Source organism: Roseomonas sp. E05, from assembly GCF_030063475.1.
Classification (GTDB): Bacteria; Pseudomonadota; Alphaproteobacteria; order Acetobacterales; family Acetobacteraceae; genus Pseudoroseomonas.
In genome coordinates, this window is sequence record NZ_JASIRT010000005.1 from 264,279 (window position 1) to 274,516 (window position 10,238).

The 10,238-nt window shown below is 72.9% G+C and carries 11 protein-coding genes and 1 pseudogene; 5 read left to right on the top strand and 7 right to left on the bottom strand.

What is annotated here, in order from left to right; all coding sequences use genetic code 11:
* Positions 1-765, top strand: coding sequence for an SDR family NAD(P)-dependent oxidoreductase (locus QMO56_RS08245; protein ID WP_283524832.1), 765 nt, complete (start codon positions 1-3; stop codon positions 763-765).
* A gap of 79 nt (positions 766-844) precedes the next feature.
* On the opposite strand, the gene QMO56_RS08250 is transcribed toward QMO56_RS08245, so the two are convergent.
* Both QMO56_RS08250 and QMO56_RS08255 read right to left on the bottom strand, forming a co-directional pair.
* Complete coding sequence (locus tag QMO56_RS08250) at positions 845-2,368, bottom strand: DegQ family serine endoprotease (protein WP_283524834.1); 1,524 nt, start codon at positions 2,366-2,368, stop codon at positions 845-847.
* Between the two features lie 144 nt (positions 2,369-2,512).
* The gene (locus QMO56_RS08255) at positions 2,513-3,241 is read right to left on the bottom strand and encodes a pyridoxamine 5'-phosphate oxidase family protein (protein ID WP_283524835.1); all 729 of its coding nucleotides are present in this window, start codon (positions 3,239-3,241) and stop codon (positions 2,513-2,515) included.
* Positions 3,242-3,317: 76 nt separating this feature from the next.
* Here QMO56_RS08255 and QMO56_RS08260 point away from each other — a divergent pair, with 76 nt between their 5' ends.
* Positions 3,318-4,748 carry a PLP-dependent aminotransferase family protein gene (locus QMO56_RS08260; RefSeq protein WP_283524836.1) on the top strand — a complete coding sequence of 477 codons (1,431 nt, stop codon included), beginning with the start codon at positions 3,318-3,320 and terminating at the stop codon, positions 4,746-4,748.
* Between the two features lie 244 nt (positions 4,749-4,992).
* Here QMO56_RS08260 and rsmD read toward each other — a convergent pair whose 3' ends face one another.
* From rsmD to QMO56_RS08275, 3 genes are read right to left on the bottom strand one after another with little or no spacing between them, the layout of a single operon-like run.
* A complete protein-coding gene (gene rsmD, locus QMO56_RS08265; protein WP_283524838.1) occupies positions 4,993-5,550 on the bottom strand; it encodes a 16S rRNA (guanine(966)-N(2))-methyltransferase RsmD in 558 nt (185 codons plus the stop codon).
* 4 nt (positions 5,551-5,554) lie between these two features.
* Positions 5,555-6,538: a pseudouridine synthase gene (locus QMO56_RS08270; RefSeq protein WP_283524840.1), complete on the bottom strand. Its 984-nt coding sequence runs from the start codon at positions 6,536-6,538 to the stop codon at positions 5,555-5,557.
* A complete protein-coding gene (locus tag QMO56_RS08275) occupies positions 6,535-7,248 on the bottom strand; it encodes a gamma-glutamyl-gamma-aminobutyrate hydrolase family protein (protein ID WP_283524841.1) in 714 nt (237 codons plus the stop codon). Before QMO56_RS08275 ends, QMO56_RS08270 begins: the two co-directional genes overlap by 4 nt.
* 166 nt (positions 7,249-7,414) lie before the next feature.
* Here QMO56_RS08275 and QMO56_RS08280 point away from each other — a divergent pair, with 166 nt between their 5' ends.
* Positions 7,415-8,164, top strand: coding sequence for an SDR family NAD(P)-dependent oxidoreductase (locus QMO56_RS08280; protein ID WP_283524843.1), 750 nt, complete (start codon positions 7,415-7,417; stop codon positions 8,162-8,164).
* Positions 8,139-8,612: a nucleoside deaminase gene (locus QMO56_RS08285; protein WP_283524845.1), complete on the top strand. Its 474-nt coding sequence runs from the start codon at positions 8,139-8,141 to the stop codon at positions 8,610-8,612. Before QMO56_RS08280 ends, QMO56_RS08285 begins: the two co-directional genes overlap by 26 nt.
* 164 nt (positions 8,613-8,776) lie before the next feature.
* Here QMO56_RS08285 and QMO56_RS08290 read toward each other — a convergent pair whose 3' ends face one another.
* Positions 8,777-8,950, bottom strand: coding sequence for a DUF1674 domain-containing protein (locus QMO56_RS08290; RefSeq protein WP_283524847.1), 174 nt, complete (start codon positions 8,948-8,950; stop codon positions 8,777-8,779).
* 42 nt (positions 8,951-8,992) lie between these two features.
* Here QMO56_RS08290 and htpX point away from each other — a divergent pair, with 42 nt between their 5' ends.
* Positions 8,993-9,955 (top strand): zinc metalloprotease HtpX, encoded by a 963-nt coding sequence (htpX, locus tag QMO56_RS08295; protein WP_283524848.1) that lies wholly within the window; start codon positions 8,993-8,995, stop codon positions 9,953-9,955.
* Positions 9,956-10,141: 186 nt separating this feature from the next.
* On the opposite strand, the pseudogene QMO56_RS08300 reads toward htpX, so the two are convergent.
* Positions 10,142-10,238, bottom strand: a pseudogene (locus tag QMO56_RS08300) (IS5/IS1182 family transposase); the annotation flags it as partial.

The following is a 10,238-nucleotide window of genomic DNA, read 5'->3' on the forward strand; positions in this document are numbered from 1 at the left end:
ATGGCGAAGTTCGAGGGCAAGGTGGTGCTCGTCACCGGCGCCGGCTCGGGCATTGGCGAGGGTACGGCGCGGCGCTTCGCGCGGGATGGCGCGATGGTGGTGCTCGCCGGCCGCACGGCGGAGAAGCTGCAGCGCGTCGCGCAGGACCTCGACCCGGCGCGCACACTGGTGCACGCCGCCGACGTCTCCGATGAGGGACAGGTGAAGGGGCTGGTCCAGGCCGCCGTGGAGCGTTTCGGCCGGCTCGATGTGCTGGTGAACAATGCCGGCGTCGCCACGACGGGCTTCTTCGGGGAACTGTCCTTCGAGGACTGGCGCAAGGTGATGGCGACCGACGTGGACGGCGTCTTCCTCTGCTGCCACGCGGCGCTGCCGCACCTGCTGAAGAGCCGCGGCTGCATCGTCAACATCTCCTCCGTCTCCGGCATCGGCGGCGACTGGGACATGAGCGCCTACAACGCGGCCAAGGGCGCGGTGACCAACTTCACCCGCGCCCTGGCGATGGACCTGGCGGAGAAGGGCGTGCGGGTGAACGCGGTGAACCCCACCTTCACCCTGACCGACCTCACCAGGGACATGGCGAAGGACGAGGCGCTGGTGGCGAAGTTCAAGGCCCGCATCCCGCTCGGCCGCCCCGCCGAGCCGGCCGACATCGCCGATGTCATCGCCTTCCTGGCCAGCGAGGATGCGCGCTTCGTCACCGGCGTGAACCTGCCGGTGGATGGCGGGCTCTCCGCCTCCAACGGCCAGCCGCGCCAGGCCTGAACGCGAAAGGGCCGGGGGAGCGCTTCCCCCGGCCCTGGCGCATCACCGCGGAGAGGGCAGCGCCCTCCCCCGCACGGGCTCAGCCCTTGTCGGACTGGCCGGCGCGCACCGCGACGAAGACCTGCTGGCCGTCGCGCAGCACCCGCAGCGCCACCGCGCCCTTGCCGCCGCTGCGCGCCTCGCGGATCGCGCTGGCCGCCTGGTCCGGCGCCTTCACCGCGCGGTCACCGACGCCGAGGATCACGTCCCCGGCCCGCAGCCCCGCCTCGGCGGCCGGGCTGCCCGGGCGCACCTGCGCCACCACCGCGCCCTGCGTGCCCTGCGGCAGGTCGAGCCCGGCGCGCTCCGCCTCCTCCACCGAGGCGAGGCCGATGCCGATGCGGCCGCGCTCGGAGCCCTCATCGCCGCCCGGCTGGCCGGCCTTGGCCTTCTCGTCCTGCAGCGCGGCGAGCTTCACCTCCAGGTTCTTCTCGTCGCCGCCGCGGCGCGTGGTCAGCTCCGTCTTGGTGCCGGGCGGCATCGCGGCGACCAGGCGCGCCAGGTCACGCGGGTTGCTCACCTTGGTGCCGCCCACCGCCGTCACCACGTCGCCCGCCTTCACGCCGGCCTGCGCGGCCGGGCTGTCCGGCTCCACCTGCGCCACCAGCGCGCCTTCCGCGTTCGGCAGGTTCAGCGCCTCGGCCATGGTGGCGTCCACCGGCTGGGTGCTGACGCCGAGGAAGCCGCGCTCGACATGGCCGCTCTCCTTGAGCTGCGTCACCACCGTCTTCACGAGGTTGGACGGGATGGCGAAGCCGATGCCGATCGAGCCGCCGGAGGGGCTGAAGATCGCCGTGTTCACGCCGATCACCGAGCCGTCCAGCCCGAACAGCGGGCCGCCCGAGTTGCCGCGGTTGATCGGCGCGTCGATCTGCAGGAAGTCGTCATAGGGGCCGCTGTGGATGTCACGCCCGCGCGCCGAGACGATGCCCGCCGTCACGGTGCCGCCGAGGCCGTAGGGATTGCCCAGCGCCACCACCCAGTCGCCCGGGCGGGCCTTGTCGGAGTTGCCGAGCTTCAGGAAGGGCAGCTTCCCGCCGGCATCCACCTGCAGCAGGGCGAGGTCGGTGCGCGGGTCGCGGCCGACGATCTTCGCCGGCAGCTCGCGCCCGTCATCCAGCGTCACCTTCACCGAGGAAGCGCCCTCGACGACATGGTTGTTGGTGACGACATGCCCCTCGGCATCGACGATGAAGCCCGAGCCCAGCGCCTGCGCGGCCTGCGGGCGGCTGCCCTCCGGCGCGCCGAAGTAGCGGCGGAACATGCGGTCCTGCGGCGAGCCCTCCGGGAAGGGCGAGCGGAAGGGCTCGGCCTCGACCCGCTCGGTGGCGGTGATGGTGACGACGGCGGGCTTCACCCGCGCCACCAGGTCACCGAAGCCCGGCAGCGCCACCTGCGGCGCGGAGACCTCGGGCGAGGCGGCCTGGGCCTGGTTCTGGGCCGGGCTCTGGGCCTCGGCATGGTTGGGGGCGGCCAGCCAGCCGGCGCCGCCACCCAGGGCCGTGCCGGCCAGCAGGAGGGCGGCGAAGGCGGCGCTGCGGCGGCGGTTCGTTGGGTTGCTCATGCGGCGTGTCCCTCTCGATTGCGGGCGGCGGGTTGGCCCACCGCGATGCCCTGCAATCTGGGGGAGGAAGGGTGGAAGCACGCCGACAGGAGCATGAAAGAGTTTTCAGAGTCCGGCAGGCTCCCCGGCCGCCGCAACGCGGCCCTACCGGTAGGCCTCCGCATAGGCCTCCGACAACGCCTCCTCCAGGCTGCGGCCCTCGCGATAGGCCGCGAGGTCGGGCGAGCGCATGACGCCCGGCTGCAGGCGTGGGCAGGGTTCCGGCGCGCCGATCACGGTGCGCAGCGGCAGGCGCTCGGCATAGATGGGCAGGGCATAGTCCTCCTCCTCATCCGCCACGCCCTTGGCGCGGATCTTGGCCGAGGCACGCTCGATCTCCATGACGATCACGGCGGTCGCCTTGGTCTCCTGCTCCGTGCTGGCGCGCAGCCCCGCCGTGCGGTGGGGGAAGAAGCGGTCCACCATCATCACCAGGGCGCGGCGCTTCTCCGCCGGGTCGGCCACCAGCCGCGCCTGCCCGAAGGCCATCACCGAGCGGTAGTCGGCCGAGTGGTTGAAGCCGCAGCGCGCCAGCACGATGCTGTCGAAATGGGTCACCGTCAGGCAGGCCGGCTCCCCCTCGGCGAGGTTGCGCAGCATCCGGCTGGCGCTGCTGCCGTGCCAGTAGAGCCGCGTGCCCTCGCGCCAGAACAGGGTCGGCGTGCAGTAGGGCTGGCCGTCCACGACATAGGCGACATGGCAGAGCGCGGCGGCATCGAGCAGGCGGTGCACCGTCTCGTGGTCGTAGAAGCCGCGGTCGTGGCGGCGCTTCACGCGGTTGCGGGCATCCACCGGGTAGGCCAGAGGGCCGGTGAGCGCATCGGTGTCGGACATGGCAGCGGTCCTCGGTTGACAGGAGGATGCTTGCGCCCGGAAATTGGTCGGCGCGAGGTCCAATCCGGAGCGGAAATTGCCGACCACTTCCCTGACGGCGCCGGACCTGCCGCTGCTGCTGGAAGGCGCGGGCGGCAGCCAGTCCAGCCGCCTGCATGCCGGGCTGCGCGCCGCCATCCTGGGCGGCCGGCTGCCCGCCGGGCTGCGCCTGCCCTCCAGCCGCGCGCTCGCCACCCAGCTCGGCCTGCGCCGCAACGCCGTCATCGCGGCTTACGAACAGCTGCTGAGCGACGGGCTGGCCGAGGCCCGCACCGGCGCCGGCACCTTCGTCGCGCCGCGCCTGCCGCAGGGGCCGTCGGAACCCGCCCCCCTCCCCGTCTCGCCGGCTCCCCCCTCCGAGGCGCCGGCCCAGGCCCCCTTCGCCATCGGCCGCACCCTGCCGGACCAGGCCCTGCTCAACCAGTTCGGCCGCCTGATGCGGCGCCATCTCGCGCGGGCCGACCCCATCCATTTCGGCTATGGCGACCCGCGCGGCAGCGAGGCGCTGCGCGCCGCCATCGCCGCGCATCTGGCGGCGACGCGCGGCATCCTCTGCGATCCCGCCCGCATCCTGATCACCAGCGGCACGCGGCACGGGCTGCGGCTCTGCGCCGAGACGCTGCTGCGGCCGGGCGACGCCGTCTGGATGGAGGACCCCGGCTACCCCTCCGCACGGCAGATCCTGGACTCGGTCGGCGCGCGCCTGGTGCCCGTGCCGGTGGACGCCGCCGGGCTGGACGCCGCCGAGGGCCGCCGCCGGGCACCCGCGGCGCGGATGGCCTATGTCACCCCCTCCCACCAGTTCCCCACCGGCGTGACGATGAGCATGCCGCGCCGCCTCGCCTTGCTCGACTGGGCGCGCGAGGCCGATGCCTGGGTCTTGGAGGACGACTATGACAGCGAGTTCCGCTATGCCGGCCCGCCGCTGACGGCGCTGGCCGGCATCGACCGGCAGGCGCGCGTCATCTATCTCGGCACCTTCTCCAAGACGCTCTTCCCCGGCTTGCGGATCGGCTATCTCGTGCTGCCGCCGGCGCTCCTGCCCGCCATCGCCACGGCGCGCGCGGCGGTGGACCGCTTCCCACCCAGCCTGCTCAGCGGCGCCCTGGCCGAGCTGGTGAGCGGCGGCGGCTTCGCGGCGCATGTCCGGCGCATGCGCAGCCGCTACCGCGCGGCGCGCGACCGCGTGGCCGAGACCCTCACCCGCACTTCGGAAGGCGCCCTGCGCGTCGCCGTCCCCGACCAGGGCCTGCACCTCCTGGCACTGCTGCCGGAGGACCTGCCGCCCGGCGCGGCGCGGGCGATCCGCGCGGCGGCCGGGGTGGAGGGCTGGCTGCTCTCCGACACGCGCATCGTGCAGGGCGGGCCGGACGGCTTCGTGCTGGGCTTCTCCGGCCATCCGCTGCCGGCGCTGGAACGCGCGGCGGAACGGCTCGGCCGGGCTTGCCGGGAAGCGGCACGGGAATGAGGGGGCTCTGCCCCCTCAAACTCCCTCGGCAGGGGACACGGTCCCCTGCACCCGCGATTCCTTTCACAGCTCCGCACGGTCCAGGGCAGCACCACCGCCGAAGCCTGAAACTCTATTATAAAATAAACCTTTCACGGCCACCGCGCTGCTTCAGTGGACTATCCCGGCGAAAGGGTTTCCAAAGGCCTCAGGCCTTTGGCGGGGAGGGTCCGGGAGGGGCAGCGCCCCTCCTGGAGAGCAGCCCTCAACCTGCCGCCCGCAGGCAGACCAGCCGCGCCGCGCCATGCGCCCGCTCGGCCAGGATCTCGCTCCCCGGCAACTCCAGTGCCTCCTCCTGCCCGACCTCAGCGCAGATCAGCGCGCCCGGCGCGATCCAGCCGGCGGCGCTCAGCGCCGCCACGGCGCGCGGCACCAGCTCCTGCCCATAGGGCGGATCGAGGAAGACCAGCCCGCAGGCGGCGGCGGCGCGCGGCGGCCGCGTGGCGTCGCCCGGCAGCACGCGCGCATGCGCCTCCTCCCGGCAGGCGGCGATATTGGCCCGCAGCACCGCGAGCGCCGCGCGGTCGCGCTCGATGAAATGCGCCATGGCGGCGCCGCGCGAAAGCGCCTCCAGCCCCAGCGCCCCGGTGCCGGCGAAGGCGTCCAGCACCTGCGCCTCCTCCACGGCGGCGCGCCCGGCCCAGGGGGCATGCCAGAGCATGTCGAACAGCGCCTGCCGCACCCGGTCGGCGGTGGGGCGGGTGGCGGCGCCGGGCGGCGCCTCCAGGCGGCGGCCGCGATGCCGGCCGGCGATGATCCGCATGCCGTCAGCGCGGCTTGCGTGGCCCGCGGCGGCGCGGCCCCTCGGGCTGGTCGGCGGCCTCCGGCCCCTGCACCACGGCGCCCCAGGGGCGGCGCAGCGGCTCGGTCGCGTTGCGCGCGCGCGGCGGCCGCGCCGGGCGGCTGCGCTGCACCGCCTCGGGCTTCGCCCCCGTCCTCTGCCGCGCTTCGGCGGCCAGCTCCACCCCGCGCCGGATGCGCGGCGGCGCGTCGAGCCCAAGCTGCTCGCGCATGAACTTGGCGTTCACCTCCTCCACCGCGCCACGCGGCAGCGTGCCGAGCTGGAACGGCCCATAGGCGGTGCGGATCAGCCGCGTCACGGTCAGGCCGAGATGCTGCAGCACGCGCCGCACCTCGCGGTTCTTGCCCTCGCGCAGGCTGACGGTCAGCCAGGCATTGGTGCCCTGCCGCGAGTCGAGCCCGGCCTCGATCGGGCCATAGGCCACGCCCTCGATGGTGATGCCGCGGGACAGCCCCTCCAGCGCCCGCTCGTCCACCCGCCCATGCACGCGGGCGCGGTAGCGGCGGATCCAGGCATTGTCCGGCAGTTCCAGCTTGCGGGAGAGCGCGCCGTCATTGGTCAGCAGCAGCAGGCCCTCGGAGTTCAGGTCCAGCCGGCCGACCGAGATCAGCCGCGGCAGCCCCTCCGGCAACTCCTCGAAGACGGTGCGGCGGCCTTCAGGGTCGCGATGCGTCGTCACCAGCCCCGGCGGCTTGTGGTAGCGGAACAGGCGGGTGCGCTGCGGCGCCGCCACCGGCTTGCCGCCCACCGTGACCGTGTCCCCCTCCGCGACGAAGGTGGCCGGCGCCTCCACCGTGCGGCCGTTCAGCGCCACCTGCCCTTCGGCGATCAGCTTCTCGGCATCCCGGCGGCTGGCGATGCCGGCGCGCGCCAGCCACTTGGCGATGCGCTCGCCCCCAGGGGAGTTGGGCAGGCCGTCGGGGGCCTCGTCCTCCGCCGCGCCGGTCATCGGCAGGCCGCCACGAAACCGTCGAGGATGCGCTGGTCGGCGGCATCCACGGCATATTCCGGGTGCCACTGCACGCCGAGCGCGAAGCGGTGGCTGGTGGACTCGATGCCCTCGATCACCCCGTCCGGCGCCACCGCGTTGATGACGCTGCCCGGCCCGGGCCGCTCCACCGCCTGGTGATGCGCCGAGTTCACCGCCATCCGCATGCCGCCGACCAGCCGCGCCAGCAGCGTGCCCTCGGAGATCTCCACGGTGTGGCCGGGCTCGGTGCGCGGGTTGGGCTGCTCATGCGGCAGCGCGGCGGGGATGCTGTCCGGGATGTGCTGGATCAGCGTGCCGCCCAGCGCCACCGCCAGCAGCTGCTCGCCGCCGCAGATGCCCAGGATCGGCATGTCCCGCTTGAGCGCGCCCTGCACCATGGCCAGCTCGAAGGCGGTGCGGCCCTCCTTCAGCGCCACCGTCGGGTGCGCCGGGCCGCCGCCATAGAGGGCCGGGTCCACGTCGAAGGCGCCGCCGGTGACCAGCAGGCCGTCGATCTCGTCCAGATAGGCCTCGGCCAGTTCGGGCTCGTGCGGCAGGGCGATGGGCAGCCCTCCAGCGCGGGCCACACTGCCAAAATAGTTCTGGCGGAGGGCGTACCAGGGCAGCTTGGAGTAGCCGCCGGGCTGTTCCGCATCCAGGGTCAGGCCGATCAGGGGAAGCTTGCGCATGGATGGGGTTGCTAGCCGCGCACGGCACGGGGGACAACAGAAAGGTTGGGGGAATGAATTCCCCCAAGCCCCCTTCTTCTTTCTGTCAGATCAAAAGAAAAGAAGAGGGGGTGCGGGGGAGAATTCTTTCTCCCCCGTGTCCAGCGCCGGAAGGAAGGGACAGCGGATGCAACTGGCAGGAAAGCGCGTGGTGGTGATGGGCGGCAGCCGCGGCATCGGGCGCTCCATCGCGCTCGGCTTCGCCCAGGAAGGTGCGGCGGTGGCCCTCTGCGCCCGCGGCGCGGCGAAGCTCGCCGAGACCCAGGCCGAGATCGCCGCCCTCAAGGTGCCGGCCTTCGCCGCCCCCTGTGACCTCGCGGATGCGGAGCAGATCGCCCGCTTCATCCCCGAGGCCGCCGAGGCGCTGGGCGGCATCGACGTGCTGGTGAACAACGCCTCCGGCTTCGGCTCCACCGATGACGAGGCCGGCTGGGCCGCCTCCTTCGCGGTGGACATGATGGCGATCGTGCGCGCCTCGCACGCCGCGCTGCCCTGGCTGGAGAAATCGGGCGCGGGCGCGATCGTCAACGTCTCCTCGATCTCGGCGCTCAGGGCCAGCAGCCGCAGCGCGCCCTATGGCGCGATCAAGGCGGCGGTGGACCACTACACCGGCAGCCAGGCCAAGATGTACGCGGCCAAGGGCATCCGGGTGAACGCGGTGGCTCCCGGCTCGATCGAGTTCCCCGGCGGCTCCTGGGAGAAGCGCCGGCTGGAGGGTGCGCCGCTCTACGAGGAGACCCGCGCCAAGATCCCAGCCGGCCGCCTGGGCCACCCGGAGGAGGTGGCCGACGTGGTGCTGTTCCTCGCCTCCCACCGCGCCCGCTGGGTGACCGGTCAGAGCATCGTGGTGGATGGCGGCCAGCTCATCGGCCCCTGAGCCGCGCCCGATCATGCTGGCGCTGGCGGAGGCGCGCGCCGCCGCCGCGCGCGGCGAGGTGCCGGTGGGCGCGGTGGTGACCGACCCTTCCGGCGCCGTGCTCGGCCGCGCCGGCAACCGGGTGGAGGAGCTGCGCGACGCCTCCGCCCATGCCGAGCTGCTGGCCCTGCGCCAGGCCGCGGCCCTGCGCGGCGAGCCCCGCCTGCCCGACTGCACCCTGACGGTGACGCTGGAGCCCTGCCCGATGTGCGCGCAGGCCGCCAGCTTCTTCCGGGTGCGGCGGGTGGTCTTCGGCGCCTACGACCCCAAGGGCGGTGGGGTGGAGCATGGCGCGCGCGTCTTCGCCGCCGCCTCCTGCCACCACGCGCCGGAGGTCGTCGGCGGCGTGCGGGAACGGGAATGCGGCGCGTTGCTGCGCGACTTCTTCGGGCAGCGCCGAGGGGAATGAACTCCCCCCCGGCGCTGCCCGCCGGCGGCTCTCCGAACAAATCAGGGCCAAACTGCGTCCGCTGCAAAAAGGCCCGCCGAGTCGCAGGAACGAATCGCTGACTCGTCAGGCGCTTCCGGGAACGGCAGGGGTTCCTAGGGGGCGGCGCCCCCCTGGCCGCGGCGTCAGAAGTCGCTGACGCGCCCCTTCCGCTCCCAGTCGCCGTAGCGGGTGGGCTCCGGTCCCTTCGGCCCGTCGATCTCCTTGGGCATTTTCGGCTTCTCCGTGACCTTCGGCGCCTCGGCTTCGGTCTGGCTGGGGCTGGCCGGCTTGTCGGCCTCTTGCTGAGCGCTTGTCATGCTCCCCATCTGGGGATGGAGGCGTGAAAACGGAAAGAGGGCATGAGCGGCTATCTGCGAACGACCCTGCTGCTGGCGGCGATGACGGCGCTCTTCGCCGCCGTCGGCTATGCCATTGGTGGGCGCGGCGGCATGGTGGTGGCCTTCGGCGTGGCCTGCGTCACCAATGTCTTCGCCTGGTGGAACAGTGACCGCATGGTACTGCGGATGCACAACGCGCAGCCTGCCGGACCGCAGGAGGCGCCGGAGCTCCACGCGATGGTCTCCCGGCTGGCGCAACGCGCCGGGCTGCCGATGCCGGCCCTCTACATCATCCACGAGGATCAGCCGAACGCCTTCGCCACCGGCCGCAACCCGGAGAACGCCGCGGTCGCGGTCAATACCGGCCTGCTGCAGCGCATGCCGCCGGAGGAGGTGGAGGGCGTCATCGCCCACGAGCTGGCGCATATCCGCCACCGCGACACGCTGATCATGACCGTCACGGCCTGCCTGGCCGGCGCCATCGGCATGCTGGCGCAGTTCGGCTGGCTGTTCGGCGGCATGCGCGGGCGGGACGAGCGCGGCGGGGGGCTCGGCCCGATCGGCACGCTGCTGGTGATGCTGCTCGCTCCCCTCGCGGCCATGGTGGTGCAGATGGCGATCAGCCGCTCGCGCGAATACGAGGCGGATCGCGGCGGCGCCGAGATCAGCGGCAACCCGGCCGGCCTCGCCCATGCGCTGATGCGGCTGGAGCAGGGCCGGCGCGCCTTCATCAACCATGCCGCCGAGGCCAATCCCGCCACGGCGCACATGTTCATCATCAACCCGCTGGCCGGGCTGCGGATGGACAGCCTCTTCTCCACCCATCCCAGCACCGAGGAGCGCGTGGCGCGGCTGATGGCGCTGGCGGGCGAGATGGGGACGCCCCGGCAGCACAGGACGCAGAGTACCTGGGCGCCGTCCGGTGGGGCGGCTGGCCCCTGGAGCGCGGCCCGGCCACAGCGCCGGCGAGGACCCTGGGGGTAGGAAAAGCCGGAGATCCGAGGGCGCCCTCCCACCCCTCGCTGTGGGGGTGGTCTTCGGGCGGCGTTAGAGCAGATCCCGTTCCGATGGCATCATCGGAACGGGTGAAGATGCTCGTCAAAACAAACGGCTGGAGCATTTTCCGTGAGCCAGAGCGAACGGAAAATGCTCTAGGCGGTGGTGACGATTTCAGCGGAGTAGGATGGCGATTGAGGCGAGCAGAACGAAGCCGCGGAAGTTGGCGAGGAGCTTGTCGTAGCGGGTTGCGACGCGACGGAACTGCTTG

Excerpts from the sequence above, each read along its gene's own strand:
- htpX (WP_283524848.1), top strand. The coding sequence starts at position 8,993 with ATGAGCGGCTATCTGCGAACGACCCTGCTGCTGGCGGCGATGACGGCG.
- QMO56_RS08285 (WP_283524845.1), top strand. The coding sequence starts at position 8,139 with ATGGCGGCCAGCTCATCGGCCCCTGAGCCGCGCCCGATCATGCTGGCG.
- QMO56_RS08270 (WP_283524840.1), bottom strand. The coding sequence starts at position 6,538 with ATGACCGGCGCGGCGGAGGACGAGGCCCCCGACGGCCTGCCCAACTCC.
- QMO56_RS08275 (WP_283524841.1), bottom strand. The coding sequence starts at position 7,248 with ATGCGCAAGCTTCCCCTGATCGGCCTGACCCTGGATGCGGAACAGCCC.
- QMO56_RS08250 (WP_283524834.1), bottom strand. The coding sequence starts at position 2,368 with ATGAGCAACCCAACGAACCGCCGCCGCAGCGCCGCCTTCGCCGCCCTC.
- QMO56_RS08255 (WP_283524835.1), bottom strand. The coding sequence starts at position 3,241 with ATGTCCGACACCGATGCGCTCACCGGCCCTCTGGCCTACCCGGTGGAT.
- QMO56_RS08245 (WP_283524832.1), top strand. The coding sequence starts at position 1 with ATGGCGAAGTTCGAGGGCAAGGTGGTGCTCGTCACCGGCGCCGGCTCG.
- QMO56_RS08290 (WP_283524847.1), bottom strand. The coding sequence starts at position 8,950 with ATGACAAGCGCTCAGCAAGAGGCCGACAAGCCGGCCAGCCCCAGCCAG.
- rsmD (WP_283524838.1), bottom strand. The coding sequence starts at position 5,550 with ATGCGGATCATCGCCGGCCGGCATCGCGGCCGCCGCCTGGAGGCGCCG.
- QMO56_RS08280 (WP_283524843.1), top strand. The coding sequence starts at position 7,415 with ATGCAACTGGCAGGAAAGCGCGTGGTGGTGATGGGCGGCAGCCGCGGC.